The sequence below is a fragment of the Cupriavidus sp. GA3-3 genome, assembly GCF_000389805.1.
In the GTDB taxonomy this organism is placed as follows: domain Bacteria; phylum Pseudomonadota; class Gammaproteobacteria; order Burkholderiales; family Burkholderiaceae; genus Cupriavidus; species Cupriavidus necator_D.
Genome location: NZ_KB944492.1, coordinates 26,428 through 44,898, shown reverse-complemented (window position 1 = coordinate 44,898; position 18,471 = coordinate 26,428). Strand labels below are relative to the sequence as shown.

17 protein-coding genes are annotated in these 18,471 nt (G+C 67.8%); 8 read left to right on the top strand and 9 right to left on the bottom strand.

Annotation, left to right across the window (positions count from 1 at the left end; all coding sequences use genetic code 11):
• Window positions 1-61 precede the first annotated feature (61 nt).
• The 5 genes from sucC (at window position 62) to C265_RS22545 (ending at window position 5,863) form a co-directional block, all read left to right on the top strand.
• A complete protein-coding gene (sucC, locus tag C265_RS22565) occupies window positions 62-1,228 on the top strand; it encodes an ADP-forming succinate--CoA ligase subunit beta (protein ID WP_010812219.1) in 1,167 nt (388 codons plus the stop codon).
• A gap of 99 nt (window positions 1,229-1,327) precedes the next feature.
• Complete coding sequence (sucD, locus tag C265_RS22560) at window positions 1,328-2,209, top strand: succinate--CoA ligase subunit alpha (protein WP_010812218.1); 882 nt, start codon at window positions 1,328-1,330, stop codon at window positions 2,207-2,209.
• A 235-nt stretch (window positions 2,210-2,444) separates the two neighbouring features.
• Complete coding sequence (locus tag C265_RS22555) at window positions 2,445-3,140, top strand: TerC family protein (protein WP_010812217.1); 696 nt, start codon at window positions 2,445-2,447, stop codon at window positions 3,138-3,140.
• 318 nt (window positions 3,141-3,458) lie between these two features.
• Window positions 3,459-3,953 (top strand): prepilin-type N-terminal cleavage/methylation domain-containing protein, encoded by a 495-nt coding sequence (locus C265_RS33130; RefSeq protein ID WP_010812216.1) that lies wholly within the window; start codon window positions 3,459-3,461, stop codon window positions 3,951-3,953.
• A gap of 101 nt (window positions 3,954-4,054) precedes the next feature.
• On the top strand, window positions 4,055-5,863 hold the full coding sequence (locus C265_RS22545) for a PglL family O-oligosaccharyltransferase (RefSeq protein WP_037025081.1): 1,809 nt from the start codon (window positions 4,055-4,057) through the stop codon (window positions 5,861-5,863).
• Window position 5,864: 1 nt separating this feature from the next.
• On the opposite strand, the gene C265_RS22540 is transcribed toward C265_RS22545, so the two are convergent.
• From C265_RS22540 to moaC, 3 genes are all read right to left on the bottom strand, one after another.
• Complete coding sequence (locus C265_RS22540; RefSeq protein ID WP_011614572.1) at window positions 5,865-6,380, bottom strand: glycine zipper family protein; 516 nt, start codon at window positions 6,378-6,380, stop codon at window positions 5,865-5,867.
• A gap of 14 nt (window positions 6,381-6,394) precedes the next feature.
• Window positions 6,395-6,829, bottom strand: coding sequence for a hypothetical protein (locus C265_RS22535; protein ID WP_010812212.1), 435 nt, complete (start codon window positions 6,827-6,829; stop codon window positions 6,395-6,397).
• Between the two features lie 229 nt (window positions 6,830-7,058).
• Entirely contained in the window at window positions 7,059-7,538 is a 480-nt protein-coding gene (moaC, locus tag C265_RS22530) for a cyclic pyranopterin monophosphate synthase MoaC (protein ID WP_010812211.1), read from the bottom strand.
• Between the two features lie 97 nt (window positions 7,539-7,635).
• Between moaC and C265_RS22525 the strand changes: the two genes are divergently transcribed.
• On the top strand, window positions 7,636-9,474 hold the full coding sequence (locus tag C265_RS22525) for a M48 family metalloprotease (protein WP_037025090.1): 1,839 nt from the start codon (window positions 7,636-7,638) through the stop codon (window positions 9,472-9,474).
• 9 nt (window positions 9,475-9,483) lie between these two features.
• Here the strand turns inward: C265_RS22525 and C265_RS22520 are convergent, their stop codons facing one another.
• The 6 genes from C265_RS22520 to C265_RS22495 all read right to left on the bottom strand — a co-directional run bounded on the left by C265_RS22520 (window position 9,484) and on the right by C265_RS22495 (window position 14,081).
• On the bottom strand, window positions 9,484-10,074 hold the full coding sequence (locus C265_RS22520; RefSeq protein WP_010812209.1) for a DUF2946 family protein: 591 nt from the start codon (window positions 10,072-10,074) through the stop codon (window positions 9,484-9,486).
• Window positions 10,075-10,114: 40 nt separating this feature from the next.
• Entirely contained in the window at window positions 10,115-11,209 is a 1,095-nt protein-coding gene (locus C265_RS22515) for a YheT family hydrolase (RefSeq protein WP_037025088.1), read from the bottom strand.
• 46 nt (window positions 11,210-11,255) lie between these two features.
• Window positions 11,256-11,696, bottom strand: a complete 441-nt coding sequence (locus C265_RS22510; protein ID WP_010812207.1) for a nuclear transport factor 2 family protein — start codon at window positions 11,694-11,696, stop codon at window positions 11,256-11,258.
• A gap of 31 nt (window positions 11,697-11,727) precedes the next feature.
• Complete coding sequence (gene waaF, locus C265_RS22505; RefSeq protein WP_010812206.1) at window positions 11,728-12,750, bottom strand: lipopolysaccharide heptosyltransferase II; 1,023 nt, start codon at window positions 12,748-12,750, stop codon at window positions 11,728-11,730.
• A gap of 118 nt (window positions 12,751-12,868) precedes the next feature.
• Window positions 12,869-13,063, bottom strand: coding sequence for a zinc-finger domain-containing protein (locus C265_RS22500; protein ID WP_010812205.1), 195 nt, complete (start codon window positions 13,061-13,063; stop codon window positions 12,869-12,871).
• A gap of 97 nt (window positions 13,064-13,160) precedes the next feature.
• Window positions 13,161-14,081 (bottom strand): branched-chain amino acid transaminase, encoded by a 921-nt coding sequence (locus C265_RS22495; protein WP_010812204.1) that lies wholly within the window; start codon window positions 14,079-14,081, stop codon window positions 13,161-13,163.
• A 172-nt stretch (window positions 14,082-14,253) separates the two neighbouring features.
• Here C265_RS22495 and C265_RS22490 point away from each other — a divergent pair, with 172 nt between their 5' ends.
• Window positions 14,254-17,268: a DEAD/DEAH box helicase gene (locus tag C265_RS22490; RefSeq protein ID WP_037025080.1), complete on the top strand. Its 3,015-nt coding sequence runs from the start codon at window positions 14,254-14,256 to the stop codon at window positions 17,266-17,268.
• Window positions 17,269-17,449: 181 nt separating this feature from the next.
• Window positions 17,450-18,469, top strand: coding sequence for a tripartite tricarboxylate transporter substrate binding protein (locus C265_RS22485; protein WP_010812202.1), 1,020 nt, complete (start codon window positions 17,450-17,452; stop codon window positions 18,467-18,469).
• Window positions 18,470-18,471: the final 2 nt, after the last annotated feature.

The following is an 18,471-nucleotide window of genomic DNA, read 5'->3' as shown; positions in this document are numbered from 1 at the left end:
AGTTCGTCTTCTTTCAGATTCTTCCCTTCTACCTTTTACGCCTACCCGAAAGGAAACACGCATGAATATCCATGAGTATCAAGGCAAGGAAATCCTGCGCAAATACAATGTGCCGGTTCCGCGCGGCATCCCCGCGTTCTCGGTTGACGAGGCCCTGAAGGCCGCAGAAACGCTCGGCGGCCCGGTGTGGGTCGTCAAGGCTCAGATTCATGCGGGTGGCCGCGGCAAGGGCGGCGGCGTGAAGGTTGCCAAGAGCATCGACGACGTCAAGACCTACGCTTCGAACATCCTGGGCATGCAGCTGGTCACGCACCAGACCGGCCCGGAAGGCAAGAAGGTCAACCGCCTGCTGATCGAAGAAGGCGCCGACATCAAGAAGGAACTGTACGTTTCGCTGGTGGTGGACCGTGTTTCGCAGAAGGTCGCGCTGATGGCCTCGAGCGAAGGCGGCATGGACATCGAAGAAGTCGCCGCCCACAGCCCGGAAAAGATCCACACCCTGATCATCGAGCCGTCGGTTGGCCTGACCGACGCTGAAGCCGACGACATCGCCCGCAAGATCGGCGTGCCCGACACGAGCGTGGCGCAAGCCCGCCAGGCCCTGCAAGGCCTGTACAAGGCGTTCTATGAAACCGACGCTTCGCTGGCTGAAATCAACCCGCTGATCCTGACCGGCGACGGCAAGGTCATCGCGCTGGACGCCAAGTTCAACTTCGACTCGAACGCGCTGTTCCGTCACCCGGAAATCGTTGCCTACCGCGACCTGGATGAAGAAGACGCCAACGAAATCGAAGCCTCGAAGTTCGACCTGGCCTACATCTCGCTGGACGGCAACATCGGCTGCCTGGTGAACGGCGCCGGCCTGGCCATGGCCACCATGGACACCATCAAGCTGTTCGGCGGCGAGCCGGCCAACTTCCTCGACGTGGGCGGCGGTGCCACCACCGAGAAGGTGACCGAAGCCTTCAAGCTGATGCTGAGCAACAAGAACGTGCAGGCCATCCTGGTCAACATCTTCGGCGGCATCATGCGTTGCGACGTGATCGCCGAAGGCGTGATCTCCGCTTCCAAGGCCGTGCACCTGACGGTGCCGCTGGTCGTGCGCATGAAGGGCACCAACGAAGACCTCGGCAAGAAGATGCTGGCCGACTCGGGCCTGCCCATCATCTCGGCCGACACGATGGAAGAAGCCGCCCAGAAGGTGGTGGCCGCTGCCGCTGGCAAGTAAGCCGTCGCACGAACGCAACCATACGCGAACGCGGGCGGTGCGCAGGCGCTCCCTTGAGCCCCTGTGCGCGCCGCTCGTAGCCAAGCAAAGGATTACAGCATGTCGATTCTGATCAACAAAGACACCAAGGTCATCACCCAGGGCATTACCGGCAAGACCGGCCAGTTCCACACCCGTGGCTGCCGCGACTACGCCAACGGCAAGAACGCCTTCGTAGCAGGCGTGAACCCCAAGAAGGCCGGCGAAGACTTCGAAGGCATTCCCATCTACGCCAGCGTCAAGGACGCCAAGGCCCAGACCGGCGCCACCGTGTCGGTCATCTACGTGCCGCCCGCAGGCGCCGCTGCCGCGATCTGGGAAGCCGTTGACGCCGACCTGGACCTGGTGGTCTGCATTACCGAAGGCATCCCCGTGCGCGACATGATGGAAGTCAAGGACCGCATGCGCCGCGAGAACAAGAAGACCCTGCTGCTGGGACCGAACTGCCCGGGCCTGATCACGCCGGACGAAATCAAGATCGGCATCATGCCGGGCCACATCCACCGCAAGGGCCGCATCGGCGTAGTGTCGCGCTCGGGCACGCTGACGTACGAAGCCGTGGGCCAGCTGACCGCGCTGGGCCTGGGCCAGTCGTCGGCTGTCGGCATCGGTGGCGACCCCATCAACGGCCTGAAGCACATCGACGTGATGAAGATGTTCAACGACGATCCGGAAACGGACGCCGTGGTCATGATCGGTGAGATCGGCGGTCCGGACGAAGCCAACGCGGCTTACTGGATCAAGGAAAACATGAAGAAGCCGGTGGTTGGCTTCATCGCTGGCGTGACCGCGCCTCCGGGCAAGCGCATGGGCCACGCCGGCGCGCTGATCTCGGGCGGTGCCGATACCGCCCAGGCCAAGCTGGAAATCATGGAAGCCTGCGGTATCAAGGTGACCAAGAACCCGTCGGAGATGGGCCGCCTGCTGAAGGCAATGCTGTAAGTCGTACCTCGCCATTCCAGCGAGCGCTGGAATGGCGAACCAGGCAATGCCCCCGCCCGCGCGGGGGCATTGTCATTCTGGAGGACGGATTCGGCGTGGCTTCCGGCACGAAACATTACAGGATTGAAATCTAATCGAAAGGTTCGTGCGGTAAACAGTCATGTCCGTGTTTCGAGACATCCGAAATCCCGTCAGATGACGGGTGTGCAACCTATAAAATTCGAGGAGCCCTCCCGTGGAACTGCTGTCTTCCACCACATTCTGGATTGCGTTGGGATCGATCATCCTGACCAATATCGTCCTGTCCGGCGACAACGCGGTGGTGATCGCGCTCGCCTCGCGCAACCTGCCGCCCGCCCAGCAGAAGAAAGCCATCTTCTGGGGCAGTGCCGCCGCCATCATCATGCGCGTGGTGCTGACCGTGGCCGCGGTCAAGCTGCTGAGCCTGCCGTACCTGAAGATCGTCGGTGCCGTGCTGCTGGTCTACATCGGCGTGCAACTGCTGACCGGCGATGACGATGAGGAAGGCCACGACGGCAAGGACAATATCTGGGCCGCCATCCGCACCATCCTGATCGCGGACCTGGTGATGTCGCTCGACAACGTGGTGGCCGTGGCCGCCGCCGCGCAGAAGGGCCCCGAGGGCAGCCAGCTGATGCTGCTGATCATCGGCCTGGGCCTGTCGATCCCGCTGATCGTGTTCGGCAGCACGCTGCTGCTCAAGGTCATGGAGCGCTTCCCGGTCATCATCGTGCTGGGTGCCGCGCTGTTGGGCTACCTGGCCGGTGAGATGCTGGTCAGCGACCCGGTCGACGCCGCCTGGTTCGAAGTCCACGTGCCGCACGCCCACCTGGTATTCGGCGCCGCCGGCGCGATCATGGTGGTGATCATGGGCAAGCTGCTGAGCCGCCGGTCGGCACAGGCCGCCTGACGAGATTTCGCCCAGGCGAGAAGGGCGGCCAGCTGGCCGCCCTTTTTCGTTGGCGCGCCGGCAAGGCGGCCGTCGGTGCCTTGGCCAACTAACTCATGTGAGTGATCGCACATTTTGTCGCTTCGCGCGGTGGTAGCGAGTGCAAGTGACAAATTTTGGCGCATACGGCATGCATCCCCCTGACGGGTGACGAAATTTGTCGCTTTTCACCCCCTACGGATGGGGGATGCCGCTGGCACGCTTACTGCTCAATGGTTCCCGCGTCACGAAACCGAAGACGTGCAACGCTTAACCAAAATCTCTTCGAGGGGTCAAATCATGCAACGGGTACAACTGAAGAAACTGGGCCGTCGTGTCCAGAAGGGCTTTACGCTGATTGAACTGATGATCGTGGTGGCGATCATTGGTATTTTGGCTGCAATCGCTATCCCGCAGTACCAGGACTACGTTACCAAGTCGAAGTGGCAGAACAATATTTCCGACCTGGCGGCTCTCAAAACGGCCATTTCCCAGTGTCTCCAGGTCAACGCTGGTGATGGCTCGTTGTGCGACACTGCGGCAGAGCTCAACATCACGTCGCTGCCGACACCGAAGTACGGTACCGCCGCTGTTGCCCTTGTGGGCACTGCAGCCGTCGCTGGTCCGCCCGCAGTTCCGGGTAAAGTGAACGTCAAGTTCACTGGGAAACCCGAGGTTGGCGGCTACATTTACGAAGCGGATTGGGCGCCGGACGCGACTGGAACTCAAGTTGCGTTCACGAAGGTCGGCACCGATAGCATTCCCGCTAATATTATGCCGGCGGCGAACCGCTAATCACTGCTGTATAGTGGATTGGACGTAAAGCGCCTTCGGGCGCTTTTTCTTTATCTACGCCCCAAGCTATCATGCGCCTTTTCCCCTAAACAGGCGCCCCGATGCAGCTGTCCAGGCCCTTTCCACCCTCGGCCGCCCTCATCGCAGCAATCGTCGCCCCGCTGCTAGTCTCCCGGCACACTCTGCCGCTCGCGACGTTCTATGGCGAATGGATCGCAGCACTCTGTGCTATCGCCGTCTTCGCGATCACTGCGATCCGCAAGCTCGCCGCATCGACCCCGGCAGCCGCCGTGTCCATACCGTCGGTCTCCTTGCTGTTCCTCTGCCTAACCATCATCAGCCTGGTACTAGGCGCCCTCGGCCACGCTGACATCACTGGCAGCCGCACGATCACGGTCCTCACGCTGATCCTCGGCGGCACAGTGACATGCGCCGCATGGTGGCACCGCCGCGCGACAGCAACGAGCACGCAGGATATCGGCGATGACTTGGCCACTGCCTTCCTCGTCGCCGGCCTGCTAGGCACCGTAATGCAGTGGGTGCAATTGTTCCATCTCGAATCCCGCGCCTTCGGCCTCGTCTCCACTTACTTCTACGACAACAACCGCCGCCTCTGGGGCAACCTGAACCAGCCCAACCACCAGGCCACCGTTGAAGGCCTGGCGCTGGTGGCATCAGTATGGCTGGCCTCCCGTCGCCGCCTGCGCTTCCCGATGTGGCTCGCTGCCGTGGTCTTGCTGGAAAGCGGCATCGTACTGTCCGGTTCGCGCACCGGCGTGCTGCATGTTGGCCTGGCTGCGGTCTATGCACTGGTCGCGGCATGGCTTGCACGAGGCGGGCGGCGCGACTCGGACCCAATGCAGCGACCAGTCGGTCTGCTCGTCGCCGCCGTTGCAATGGTGGCGATGCTACTGATCCTGCAACCCGCAATCCGCGTCGCAGGGCAAGCCTTCGACTGGCGTCTGTTCGACACCATCGCCCAACTCGAAGCCGAAGACCAGATGTCCGCGCGCAGTGCACTATGGACCCACGCGCTGGCAATGTTCCGCTCCCACCCGTGGTTCGGCGTCGGCTGGGGCGAGTTCGGCTGGGCGCAATTCCAGCAGTTGCAGCAAGTCGGCGTGAAGGTGGAGATGTCCCTGCACGCCCACAACGCCATCCTCGACCTGCTGGCAAAGACGGGCATCGTCGGTACCGCCGGCGTAGGCCTGATCCTGCTGGCGTGGCTATGGCGCGTGATTCGCGTTCGCTTGTGGCACGGCGATAGCGAAGAGCGCAAGCAGACCGTGCTGGTTCTTACCTGGCTGGCGATGCTGTGCGCGCATTCGATGCTCGAATACCCGCTGCATTATCTCTATTTCTTCCTGCCGTTCTGCTTCATGCTCGGTTGGCTGGAGCCGTCGGGTTTCGGGCGTTGGCGCGTGCCGATGCCAGTGGCGCGTGGGCTGGCGCTCGCGTTTGTCGTGGTGGCTATGGCCGTGCTGGCCACCATGTGGCAAGACTACCGCCGCGCCGAAGCCCGCGAATACGCCAGCAGCGAAGGCCGCAACGCCTTGCCGATGCCGCGCTTCTGGTTCCGCCAGCACGCGCAGGCCGACGCTGCCGGCCTGGCCACCATTACGCCGGCCAATGCGGCAGAGTTGTTGCCCGCCCACATCGCCGCCGTCCACCTGCTGCCTACGCCGACCATGATCGCGCGCACCGCATGGCTGCTGGCGCTGACCGGCGATCCTGCGCAAGGCCGCCAGTGGATGGAACGGCTGCGCTGGTACTACCTTGGCGATGAAGTCGCGCAATACGCCGAGATTGCGAAGGCCTGCCGCGACCTGACGCCAGACGAACGCCCGCAGGCATTCTGCGCATGGGTCGGCGACCGTTCGCGTCGGTATTCCGAATGGCGCCGGGACTGACCTAGTAGTACGGATACGGGCTGTAATAGACCGGTGGCGGAGGCGGCGGATAGTAGTAGTACCGTGGTGACGGCGGCGCAGCGGCGACGCGTCCGGGGGCCGGCACGCGGTTGCCGCTGGCGTACATGCACTGTACGTAGGCGGCATCGTATTGCTGTTGCGTGCCGTAGCCGGCGTACTGGGCATTGCCAGCGCCGACCGCCGCGCCAGTCAGCAGGCCGACGCCCGCACCCACCGCCGCACCCGATCCGCCATTGAACGCCGCGCCCGCCGCTGCGCCCAGCGCGGTGCCGACCACGGCGCTGCCGACGGCGGCATTGTTGGCGGCCTGCGAGGATGAGACACCGCCCACCCGCCCGAAGGCGAACTGGCGGCAGTTGTAGTCGTCGGCGCGGAACTGGTCGAAGCTCTTGCCGGTGCCCGGCAGCACCATCACGCTGGGGCCGGCAGGCATCACGGCGCAGGCGCCGAGGGTCAGGGTAGCCACGGCCAGCGTGGCGCGGGTCAGGGCATGCATGGTGTCACCCCGCATCAGAAGTTGGCCGGCGACTGTGCCGGTATGCGCTGCCAGCCGCCGGGGCAGGACTGCACATAGGGGTAGTAGCCTTCGGGCTGGTCGCAGTGGTACCACCAGCCCTGCTGCGGCGCTACGCCGTCCGGGCCGGGGACCGGCACGGGGCCGTTCGGACCCTGTTCGATGTACTGCGGCGGCGCCGCGGGTGCGGTGACCACGGCGGGCGGGTAGTAGTACGGGGCGGGGTAGCCATACGGGTAGCCGCCATAGAACACGCCGGGCCCGAAATAGAGGCCCACGCCGACGCTTGTGCGTGTCTTGATGAAGCCGCCGCGTGCGTCGCTATCGTGCAAAGCGGCATCGTGGAGATCGGCCCGCCCGGCGAGGGCGGCGCCGCTTGCGGCCGTGGCCGCGAGTGCCAGGGCGATCTGGCAGAGCATGCGCCCGTTCATGGTATCCACCTCATCCCCGCGCGCACCGCATGGCACGCCACGGACAGGGTCAGCAGGCCGCAACCAGCGGCGGGCCTGCAATCATATTGAATACCAAATTGTCCCGCGCCGGCGCCACGGCGGCCCGGCTGGAAATGCGGCGTTACCTCTATTACCGGGGAACGACCCTGGCGTAAGACATCGTGACACTGCCCATCGCGGCGCGTGTTGCAGGCGTCACGTGCGGAGGTCAGCCGACCGCCACCCAATCCCCCGACTTGCCCCCATGCTTTTCCAGCAACTTCACATTGCCGATCACCATGCCGCGGTCCACCGCCTTGCACATGTCATAGATCGTCAGCAGTGCAACCTGCACGCCGGTCAGCGCTTCCATCTCCACGCCGGTCTGGCCGCGGGTTTCGGTGCGCACGGTGCAGGCTACGGTGGCGGTGGCCTCGTCCAGCGCGAACTCGACCCCCACCTTGGTCAGGCCGATCGGGTGGCATAGCGGGATCAGGTCGGCGGTGCGCTTGGTGGCCATGATCGCCGCCACGCGGGCGATGCCGATCACGTCGCCTTTCTTGGCGCTGCCGTCGCGCACCAGCGTGAAGGTGGCTGGCTGCATGGTGATGGTGCCGGTGGCCACGGCGACGCGGTGGGTGCTGGCCTTGTCGCCGACGTCGACCATGTGGGCTTGTCCGGCGGTATCGAAATGGGTGAGCTGGGTCATGATCGAGAGCTTCAGTGCGAACTGCGTGCTGGTGGCCGCCGGCGTCCCTGGGAAGCATCCGATGGGAACGGCCACGGGAGGCCGCTATCATAGCAACATGCCAAAACACCCATCGCTTCGCAGGTCTGCCGCACGCGGCCCCGGCGCCGTGGCGGACGCTGTTCCCGCCGGCTCCGCGTCACATCGCGCAGGCGCCGGCCATTGCCGCGCTGGCGGCGCATGGACGCCATGGCGGCGGCCGCTGGCGGCGCTGCTGGCGCTGACGTTCGCGGCACCGGCCTGGCCTCAGGGTACGCCGCGCACAGCCCCGGCGCCAGCCACGCCGGTGGCGGCTGCGCCCGCGGCCCGGCCCCCGCAGCCGGTGCCCGCCATCTCGGGCGAGGCCAGCGACCAGGTCTATGACAACCTGAACCGCAGCGTGAAGGCGGGCCAGAAGTCCGAGTTCGGCCTGCGCACCAACAACGCGGTGGTGGAGGCCGGCGGCGTGCAGTTGCCGGACCTGGGCGACCCGTCCACGGCGTCGCTGTCGCCCGACATGGAAAAGCGCCTGGGCGACCGCATCATGCGCGATATCCGGCGCGACCCGCTGTACGTGCCGGATCCGCTGCTGTCCGATTACCTGAACGCGCTGGGCTACCGGCTGGTGCAGGCGGCGCGGCGCCAGAATATCTCCGGCTCGACCGGTGCGGGCACCTTTGCCACCGGCTTTGACCTGTTCGCGGTGCGTGACCGCAGCATCAACGCGTTTGCGCTGCCGGGCGGCTATATCGGCGTGCATACCGGGCTGCTGGTGCAGTCCGATACGGAATCGGAACTGGCCTCGGTGCTGGGCCATGAAATCGGCCACGTGATGCAGCGGCATATCGCGCGTGGCATCACCTCGCAGGACCAGTCGATGTGGATCGCGCTGGCCTCGATGGTGCTGGCGGGCCTGGCCGCCACGCGCAGCCCGGACGCCGCGGCGGCGCTGGCCATGGGCGGGCAGGGCGCGGCCATCGCCAACCAGCTGTCGTTCTCGCGCGGGGCCGAGCGCGAGGCCGACCGGGTCGGCTTCCAGATCCTGACCGCGGCGGGGTTTGACCCGCAGGGCATGCCCGATTTCTTCATGCGCCTGCAGCGCGCATCGGGGACCGCGGAAAACTCGGTCCCGTCTTATGTGCGGACTCACCCGCTGACCTCCGAGCGGATTGCCGACATGCAGGACCGCGTCAGTCATGCCAGCAAGCGCAAGGTCGCCAACACGCCTGAATACGAGTTTGCGCGGATGCGGGCCCGCGTGATCCAGGAATCGTCGCCCAGCGACCTGCAGAACCTGCGCGCGGCGCTGCGCACGCAACTGCCGGGAGCAACGGCACTGCGTGCTCCGGCGCTGCACTACGGCCTTGCCTTCACCGAGCAGCGGCTGGGCCGCTACCCGGCCGCCGAACAGGAGCTGGCCGAGGCGCGCCGTCTCTACGGCAATATTCCCGGCGCCTCCTCGGGCAGCCCCATGCTGGACGTGATGGCGGTGGAACTGGCGCGCGCGCAGGGCCGCGTGCCCGAGGCGCTGTCCCAGGCCAGCGCGTCGATGAAGGCGTTCCCGCTGTCGCATGCGGTGGCGATTGCCTATGCCGATACCCTGGTCGGCTCAGGCCGCTATGAAGAGGCCGTGCGCTTCCTGCGCGAACGCACGCGCCAGGAGACCAGCCGCAGCGAATGGTGGGAGCTGCTGGCGCGCGCCTACGCGGGCCAGGGCAAGCGCTTGCAGCAGCACCAGGCGCTGGCCGAGAAGTATGCGATGGACGGTGCCTACCAGGCCGCGATCGAGCAGTTGCAGATCGCGCGCAAGGCCGGCGACGGCGACTTCTACACGCTGTCCGAGGTCGATGCGCGCCTGCACCAGCTGGAGCGCCAGTACCGCGAGGACAAGCAGGACAGCAAGGGCATGCCTAACTGAGGCAGGCGTTCAGCCAGCCGGTGGCGCCGGCTGGCGCACGAAGCCAAAGCGCCTGGGCACCTCGCTCTCGGCAACCGGCTCGATCGGGATGTCGCGGCCATCGTGGTGGAATACGCCCAGGTCAGTGCCGCAGGCTTCGCCATGCCAGGTGCTGGCGCCGCTGAACAGTTCCAGGTCGTGGTCGTGCAGCAGGGCGGCCTGCTGTGCCGGCGGGCTGCCTTGCGCCATGCCCTCGACCGTGCCGGCCAGCACCACGTTGCCGTGCTCGTCGGCGTAGCAGGCCTGCAGCGTGAAGGCCTGCTGCGTGGTCGTGCGCAGCGCGCCTTCATGCAGCCGCACCACCCACGGCGCATAGCCCAGCGAAACGAACACCCGCTGCGGGCCGTTCTGGAAGTACCAGGCGCCGCGCTCGTCGCACAGGTAGTTGCGTTCGATAAAGCCGATCAGCGCTTCATGGCGGATGGGGTCGCCCGATAGCCCGTGCTGCTGGGCGTACTCATTGCGCAGGCGCCACTGGCCGCGGCGGTCCAGTGCCAGCCAGCCGTAGGCGTTGGGCACGTTGGGCCAGCGTGCCATGGCTTGCCTGACGATCTCGTCCATGTCTGTCTCCTCGGCGGGCCGTGGGGGGACTGCGCCCGCCTCACATCATGCCGTCAAAAAATCTCAGGATCCGTGCCGGCAACCATTCGATGTCGCCGCTGAAGCGCCCGTCGGGCAGCAGGGGCAGGTGCCGGCGCCAGCCCTCGGGCGGGGTCATGAAGCCGACATGGCCGCCGTGCTCGGGCTGTTCCAGCCATACCTGGGGGCTGGCGTCGGCCGGACCGGGCAGGTGCCGGGCCGGCAGGAAGGGATCGTTGCGCGCATTGAGCACCAGCGTGGGCACGGCGATGTCGCGCAGCACGGGTTTGCTGGCGGCGCGGCGCCAGTAGTCGTCGGTATCGACAAAGCCGTGCAGCGGCGCGGTGACGACGTTGTCGAAGGCGTACAGGTCGCGGCTGGCCAGCATCGTGTCGCGGTCGAACAGCCCCGGGAACTGCCCCAGCTTGGCCAGCGACTTGCGCTTGAGCGTCTGCAGGAACATGCGCGTATAGACCAGGTTGAAGCCGGCCGACAGCGCCGCGCCGCCGGCAGCCAGGTCCAGCGGCGCGGAGATCGCCGCGGCCGCATGCACGTGGCCGGCGCTGGTGCCGTCCTCGCCCAGGAAGCGCAGCAGTGCGTTGCCGCCCAGCGAGATCCCCACCACCAGCAGCTTGCGCCCGTTGGCGCAATGGCGCTGGCGCATGCGTTCCAGCACCCAGCGGATCTCGGCCGAATCGCCCGAATGGTAGAAGCGCGGTGCCAGGTTGAGCTCGCCCGAGCAGCCGCGGAAATGCGGGACCACGCCCTGCCAGCCGCGCAGGGACAGCGCATGCATCAGCGCCTGCGCGTAGTGGCTGCCGGAATCGCCCTCCAGGCCGTGGAACATCACCACCAGCGGCGTGTCCGGGCGCACCGGGTGGGTGGTCCAGTCGAGGTCGATGAAGTCCTGGTCGGGGGTATCCCAGCGCTCGCGGCGGAAGCTCACGCGCGGCGGGCGGCGCGTGAAGCGCGCGGGGATGATGGTCTGGGCATGGCCGCCGCGCAGCCACCAGGGCATCGGCACGCCTTCGCCGTAGCCATGGCCGGGCGCCGTGGCGGGATCAGCCTGGGCGGCGTGGACGGCCTGGGGAAGGCGGTGGTGCGGAAGCTGCGTCATGCCGGCGTGGTGTTGCAGCAGGCCGCGGCGCGGCGGCCATGCGGGTTCAGTGCAGCGCCTGCCCCGGCGCGGCGGCCACGGCGGCAACCTGCACCGCGTTGGCCGGGCTGCAGTGGATATGCGCCAGGCGCCAGCCTTCGTGGTTCTGCATCAGTACATAGGTGGTGTGCACGTACAGGTCGGCCTCGACGCGGTCGCCGCCGAAGCGCAGCGCCTCGGTCACGTCGAAGATCGACACGGCCATCGACGCATGGCTGCTGGTCTCGATTGCATCGACCAGCACCGGCTGTTCTTCCAGCAGTTGCAGGAAGGCCTGGCGCAGCTGTTCGTGGCCGATCAGGCGCTGGCCGTCGGGCAGCACGCAGGTGATCGAGTCTTCGTCCAGCCACAGGCGCAGCGCGCCGTCTGCGTCGCGCAGCTTCAGCGCTTCGCGAAAGGCTTCGACGATGTCTTCGGCGGAATCGAACAGGCGGGCAAAGCGAGGCATGGTGGCAGTAGAAGTGGCGAGGGCAGTGAGGTCAGGGCCGGTGCAGCAGCTTGCGCAGCTCGACGAACACCATTTCAGGTTCGATCTCTTTCAGGCAGCGCAGGTGGCCCAGCGGGCACTCGCGCTTGAAGCAGGGACTGCACTCCAGTTGCAGCCACATGATACTCGCTGCCTGTGACAACGGCGGCGTGTGGCGCGGGTCGCTCGAGCCGAACACCGCCACCTGGGGCCGGTTCAGCGCCGCGGTGACGTGCATCAGGCCGGAGTCGTTGCAGACCGCGGCTTCGGAGAGCGCCAGCAGGTCCACGGCGTCATCCAGCGAGGTCTGGCCGCAAAGGTTGCGCACGAACGGGGCCTCGCTGACGATCTCGGCGGCGATCTCGGCGTCCTTGGCCGAGCCCAGCGTGATCATCTGCGCATACGGGTAGGAACGCCGCAGCATCTGCGCGAGCCTGGCGAAATGCCCGGCCGGCCAGCGCTTGGCCGGGCCGAACTCGGCACCCGGGCAGAACGCGATCACGCGCGTGTGCGGGGCGATGCCAAAGCGCTCGGCGGTGGCCGCCATGCGCGTCGGGTCGACGCGCAGGCGCGGCTCGGGCAGGTCTTCGGGCAGGCGCGCGCCGGGCTTGAGCGCCAGGCGGGCGTAGTGCTCCACCATCGGCGGGCGCTTGTCGCGCGGCGGGTTGGCGTGGCGCACGTTGAGCAGGCCGAAGCGGGCTTCGCCGCGGTAGCCGATGCGCAGCGGGATGCCGGCCAGCCAGGGGACCAGTGCCGACTTGAGCGAGTTCGGCAGCACGTAGGCGAGGTCATAGCCTTCGTTCTTGAGCTGCTGCGCGAACATCAGCCGTGCCGACAGCTGCAGCTTGCCGTGCGCGAGGTCGGACGGGAACACGCGGCCGATCTCCGGCATGCGCGCGAGCACGGGCGCGACCCACTTGGGCGCGAGTGCGTCGATGACCAGGCGCGGATGGCGCGCCTTGAGCAGCGCAAAGAGCGGCTGCGCCATCAGGGCGTCGCCGATCCAGTTGGGGGCGATGACGAGGGCTTTCTTCATGGGCGGGGCGCTTGGAGCCGGCACGGGAGCGTCGGCGCGGACGCCGGCAATGCCGACGCTCCGGGGCGCCTGCAAGCGGCCCGGAGCGTCAGGATCGTGCGAATGCGGGCGGCTCGGGTCAGTGGTGGCCCTTCAGCACGGTGCCCGGCTTGAGCTTGTAGACGGTGCCGCAGTACGGGCACTTGGCTTCGCCGGTGTCTGCCACGTCGAGGAACACGCGCGGATGGTAGTTCCATGCCGGGGTGTTGGCGGTCGGGCAATGCAGCGGAATGTCTTCAGCGCCGATTTCGATGATGGTGGCGGTTTGCGTCATGGTGTTGCAGGGAGTGATGCTTATTGTTCGATGAAAACAGAGGGTGTGCCTCGCCCGGCAGTGCCGGGCGCGCGCAACAGGGGCTGGCAGCCGGTGCTCAGACCAGCGTCAGCCACTTCTTGTACTTTTCGTTGGTGCCGCCCACGGCGGCAAAGAACGCGTCCTGGATCTGCTTGGTCACCGGGCCGCGGCGGCCTTCGCCGATGACGCGGTCGTCCAGTTCGCGGATCGGCGTGACTTCGGCGGCGGTGCCGGTGAAGAAGGCTTCGTCGGCGCAGTACATCTCGTCGCGGGTGATGCGCTTTTCACGCACCTCGATGCCCAGGTCGCGCGCGATGGTCAGGGTGGCGTCGCGGGTGATGCCGTCCAGGCACGAGGCCAGGTCCGGGGTGTAGATCACGCCGTTGCGCACGATGAAGACGTTCTCGCCCGAGCCTTCGCTGACATAGCCCTCGGTGTCGAGCAGCAGCGCTTCGTCGTAGCCCAGGCCGGTGGCTTCCTGGTTGGCCAGGATCGAGTTGATGTAGTAGCCGCTCGCCTTGGCGCGCACCAGCGACACGTTGACGTGGTGGCGCGTGAACGACGAGGTCTTCACGCGGATGCCGCGCTCCATGCCTTCCTCGCCCAGGTAGGCGCCCCACGGCCAGGCCGCGATTGCCACGTGGATGGTGTTGCCCTTGGCCGAGACGCCCAGTTTCTCGTCGCCGACCCACACGATCGGGCGGATGTAGCAGGATTCCAGCTTGTTGGCGCGCACCACTTCTCGCTGCGCCGCTTCCAGCGTGGCCTCGTCGAAGGGCATGACCATCTGGAAGATCTTGGCCGAATTGAACAGGCGGCGGGTGTGCTCCTTCAGGCGGAAGATGGCGGTGCCTTCGGGGGTCTTGTAGGCGCGTACGCCCTCGAACACGCCCATGCCATAGTGCAGCGTATGCGTCAGCACGTGGATCTTGGCGTCGCGCCATTCGATCAGCTTGCCGTCCATCCAAATCTTGCCGTCGCGATCCGCCATCGACATGTCTGTTCTCCCTGCGCCGTGGAAATAGCAAAAACGATATTGTAAGCCCGGGGGGCATGGGTCACAACGCGGTGCGGGCGCCGCTGCGGTCTAGAATCCTCTTTTTCGGGCATTCTTGCCCTGTTCCGCGCACCGTGCCGCCGCGCTGGCGGCCTTGATTCCCACACTCGCCGTGCCTTTGACCCCACATCCCGGACCCGATGTCCCGCCTGACAGGGCTTCCGACCCCGGCGGCGCGTCCGCGCCGCAGGCCGGCTGGCAGCAGGCGCTGGAGGCGCTGCGCGCGCTCGCCGGCAGCGAGCCTGCCGCCGGGGGCGAAGGCGGCAGGCGCCTGCTGTGGGCGCTGACGCTGGATGCCGACGGCGCGCCCGGCACGATCGAGCCGCTCGAGCAGGTGCGCGGCGCGCGCGGCTGGGGCAAGCCCAGGCCGGTGCCGCTGGCGCGCGTGGCCGAGGACGACCGGCTGGAGCCGTGGGACGCCCGCGTGGCCCGCGCCATCCGCCGCGACCAGTCGCACAACCGGCGCTACGTGCTCGACCGCGCCGCCGCGGCGATGGCGCTGGTGGGGCACCCGGGCGTGGTGCTGGCGCATGCGCCGTCGCAGACGCTGGAGGTGGTGGAGGACGCGCCCGCGCTGGAAGCGGTGCGCAGCGCCGGCCGCTACGTGCTGCGCATGTTCCCGCCGGTGCGCGAGGCGCCGGCGATGGAAGCCTTGCTGCCGGCCGCCGCGCGCCAGGAGGCCGAGGCCCTGCGCCAGCTCACGGTGGTGCGCGACGGCCCGCACCGGCTGCGGCTGATCCGCTTTACGCCGGCGCAGTTCGAGGCTGCCCGGCTGATCGGCGATGGCCTGGCGATCCCGGAGGACGGCCACGCCCAGCTCGACCAGACCTTGCGCGCGCTGGCCGGCCAGTTCCAGGTCCAGGCCGACCAGGCGGGCGGATCGCGCGCGGTGGAGGCTGACGCGCGCCTGCGCGCCGAGGTGGCACCGTTGGGCGGGCTGGCAGGGCGCGGCATTTCGCTGCGGCTGGTGGTGACGCCGCTGGGGCCGCTCGGGCCGCGGCTCGCGCCCGGCGCCGGACGCGAGCGCCTGATGGCGGCGGTGCGCGGCGAGACCCTGGCCACGCAACGCGACCTGGATGCCGAGCTGGCCAGCGTGGCCGAGGTCTTCGCGGCATTGCCGCAGCTGGTGGCGCTGGCGCCGCCGGGCGGCGAATACACCTGGATGCTGGACGATCCGGAGGACGCGCTCGCCGTGGTCGAGGCGCTGCCCGGACTGCCCGCCGTGCAGGCCGTGGAATGGCCGCGCGGCAAGGAGATTCGCGTGCTGCCGGCCGACCTGCGGCAGCTGGGCGTGCAGATCGAGAGCCGCGGCGCGTGGTACCGGCTGGCCGGCGAGCTGCGCGTGGCCGAGGGGCTGGTGCTGGAGCTGGGCAAGCTGATCGACTGGACCGGCAGCGACGCCGGGCGCTTCGTGCCGATGGGGCAGGGCGTCTACGTGGCGCTGACGCGCACGCTGCGCGGCCGGCTGCGCGACCTCGCCGGCGTCGGTGAGCATGTGCCCGACGGCATTCGCGTCCCGCAGATGGCCACGCCGTGGCTGGATGACGTGCTGGCCGGCGCCGGCGTCGATCCCGATGCGCATTTCCGCCAGCGCATCGCCCGGCTGCGCGCCGCGCGCGAGGCTGACATCGCGCTGCCTGCCACGCTGGCGGCTGAGCTGCGGCCCTACCAGGAGGCTGGCTACCGCTGGGCCATGACGCTGGCGGCCTCGGGCCTGGGCGCCTGCCTGGCCGACGACATGGGCCTGGGCAAGACCCTGCAGGCGCTGGCGGTGCTGGTGGCGCGCGCCGGCGGCGGCGCCGCGCTGGTGATCGCGCCGACTTCGGTGTGCGGCAACTGGGCGGCCGAGGCGCGGCGCTTTGCGCCCACGCTCAACGTCCATGTCTATGCCGAGGGCGATCGTGAGACGCTGCTGGCGCAGGCCGGGCCGCATGACCTGGTGATCATCTCGTACACGCTGCTGCAGCAGGCCAGCAAGGCGTTCTGCGCGCGCGAATGGCATACCGTGGTCGCGGACGAGGCGCAGGCCTTCAAGAACGCGGTCACGCGGCGGGCGCAGGCCATGTTCGCGCTGCCGTCGGGCTTCCGCATGGCGCTGACCGGCACGCCCGTGGAGAACCGGCTGGCCGAGCTGTGGTCGGTGATGCGGTTCTGCAATCCGGGCTTGCTGGGCTCGCTGGCCCGCTTCAACGAACACTTTGCCAACCCGATCGAGCGCGGCGGCATGCGCGAGGCGCGCCAGCGGCTGCGCCGCATGATCGCGCCGTTCGTGCTGCGCCGGACCAAGGCGCAGGTGCTGGACGAACTGCCGCCGCGCACGGAGCTGGTGATCCGGGTCGAGCCCGAGCCGGTCGAAGCCGCGCACTACGAGGCCCTGCGCCGCCAGGCCCAGACCGAGGCCGAGGCCGCGCTGGCGCGCGTGGAAGCGGCACGCAAGGCCACCAAAGGCGCGCCTGCCGGGGCCCGTGCGCGCGCCCTGGCGCAGGCCCAGCACCAGGCCCAGGCGCGCATCCACGTGCTGGCGCAGCTGATGCGGCTGCGCCGCGCCGCGTGCGACCCGCGCCTGGTCACGCCGGAACTCAGCGGCCAGCTGTCCGAAGGCGCCAAGGTGCGCGCCTTTGTCGAGCTGGCCAGCGAGCTTGCCGCGAGCGGCCACAAGACCCTGGTGTTCAGCCAGTTTGTCGACTTCCTGCAGCTGCTGCGCCAGGGGCTGGAGCGCGCCGGGCTGGCGCTGCAGTACCTGGACGGCGCCACCCCCGCGGCCGAGCGCACCCGCCGCGTGGCCGCCTTCCAGGCGGGCGAGGGCGATGTCTTCCTGATCAGCCTGAAGGCCGGCGGCTTCGGCCTGAACCTGACCGCGGCCGACTACGTGATCATTGCCGACCCCTGGTGGAATCCCGCCGCCGAAGACCAGGCCATGGGCCGGGCGCACCGCATCGGCCAGCAGCGCCCGGTGACGGTGTACCGGCTGATCAATGCCGGCACCATCGAAGAGCGCATCGTCGACCTGCACCGCGACAAGCGCGCGCTGGCCGACGGGCTGCTGGAGGCGGACGACGACAGCGCCGCGGGAACCGGCGCGCCGCTGCCGGACGTGGACGAGCTGGTGGGGTTGCTGCGGCGCTGAGGCGATGCCGAGGAGGCGTACATATGCCCCGATCGAATACCCTCAAGCGAACACGGTCGTTTGGTTTTGGCAGGAACCTTGCTATCGTGTGGCGCTGGCCCGGGGCTCAGATCCCGGTCATCATTGTGCCGACCCGCCGCGCCGGGTCTTATCTTGCTGATACTTACCGACGGTGCCCCCCATGCCTACTTCGTCCCGCCTGCTTCCGCGCTTGTCCTTCCGTTCCGCTACCGGCCTGGCCGCGCTGTGCGCCGCCGCTGCCATCAGCACGGTCAGCTCGCCCGCCCGCGCGCAAGGGGAGTGGCCGACGCAGCCGGTGACGATCCTGATGGGCTTTACTGCCGGCTCCGGCGTCGACATCGTCGGCCGCACGCTGCAGGAATCGCTGCAGAAGTCGCTGAAGACCACCATCATCTACGACTACCGGCCGGGCGCCGGCGGCAACGTCGCCTCCGAGGTGGTGGCGCATGCCAGGCCGGATGGCTACACGCTGCTGCTGGGCACCGCCGCCACGCACGGCATCAACCCGGCGCTGTACAAGAACCTGCCGTTCGACGCCGAGGCCGATTTCACCCCGATCGCGCCGCTGGTCGAGGTCTCCAACGTGCTGACCGTCAACCCGGCGGTGCTGGACGTGAAGTCGGTCAAGGAGTTTATCGAGAAGGTCAAGGCCAACCCGGGCAAGTACAACTTTGCCTCCACCGGCAACGGCACCGGCACGCACCTGGCCTTTGCCGAGTTCAATGCGCGCGCCGGCCTGGACATGGTCCACGTGCCCTACAAGGGCGGCCCCGACGCGCTGCAGGCGGTGGTGAAGGGCGAGGTCTGCTGCATCTTCAACCAGGTGCAGAGCGTGCTGCCGCAGTACCGCGCCGGCAAGGTGCGCCTGCTGGGCGTGACCACCAAGCAGCGCGTGCAAGTGATTCCCGACGTGCCGACCATTGCCGAGAGCGGCCTGCCCGGCTTCAACAGCACCATCTGGTTCGGCTTCTTCGGGCCCAAGGGGCTGGATCCGAAGATCGCGCGCAAGGTCAACGATGCGGTGAAGGTGGCGCTGGAAACGCCGGCGATCCGCCAGAAGCTGATCGATGCCGGCAACACGCCGCGGGTCGAGACCGTGGATCAGTTCAAGGCTACGGTGAAGGGGGATCGGCAGAAGTGGGCGGGGGTGGTCAAGACCGTGGGCGCGTCGATCGACTGACG

Coding starts and splice junctions, on each gene's coding strand:
- sucC (WP_010812219.1), top strand. CDS start 62: ATGAATATCCATGAGTATCAAGGCAAGGAAATCCTGCGCAAATACAAT.
- sucD (WP_010812218.1), top strand. CDS start 1,328: ATGTCGATTCTGATCAACAAAGACACCAAGGTCATCACCCAGGGCATT.
- C265_RS33130 (WP_010812216.1), top strand. CDS start 3,459: ATGCAACGGGTACAACTGAAGAAACTGGGCCGTCGTGTCCAGAAGGGC.
- C265_RS22545 (WP_037025081.1), top strand. CDS start 4,055: ATGCAGCTGTCCAGGCCCTTTCCACCCTCGGCCGCCCTCATCGCAGCA.
- C265_RS22540 (WP_011614572.1), bottom strand. CDS start 6,380: ATGCATGCCCTGACCCGCGCCACGCTGGCCGTGGCTACCCTGACCCTC.
- C265_RS22535 (WP_010812212.1), bottom strand. CDS start 6,829: ATGAACGGGCGCATGCTCTGCCAGATCGCCCTGGCACTCGCGGCCACG.
- moaC (WP_010812211.1), bottom strand. CDS start 7,538: ATGACCCAGCTCACCCATTTCGATACCGCCGGACAAGCCCACATGGTC.
- C265_RS22525 (WP_037025090.1), top strand. CDS start 7,636: ATGCCAAAACACCCATCGCTTCGCAGGTCTGCCGCACGCGGCCCCGGC.
- C265_RS22520 (WP_010812209.1), bottom strand. CDS start 10,074: ATGGACGAGATCGTCAGGCAAGCCATGGCACGCTGGCCCAACGTGCCC.
- C265_RS22515 (WP_037025088.1), bottom strand. CDS start 11,209: ATGACGCAGCTTCCGCACCACCGCCTTCCCCAGGCCGTCCACGCCGCC.
- C265_RS22510 (WP_010812207.1), bottom strand. CDS start 11,696: ATGCCTCGCTTTGCCCGCCTGTTCGATTCCGCCGAAGACATCGTCGAA.
- waaF (WP_010812206.1), bottom strand. CDS start 12,750: ATGAAGAAAGCCCTCGTCATCGCCCCCAACTGGATCGGCGACGCCCTG.
- C265_RS22500 (WP_010812205.1), bottom strand. CDS start 13,063: ATGACGCAAACCGCCACCATCATCGAAATCGGCGCTGAAGACATTCCG.
- C265_RS22495 (WP_010812204.1), bottom strand. CDS start 14,081: ATGTCGATGGCGGATCGCGACGGCAAGATTTGGATGGACGGCAAGCTG.
- C265_RS22485 (WP_010812202.1), top strand. CDS start 17,450: ATGCCTACTTCGTCCCGCCTGCTTCCGCGCTTGTCCTTCCGTTCCGCT.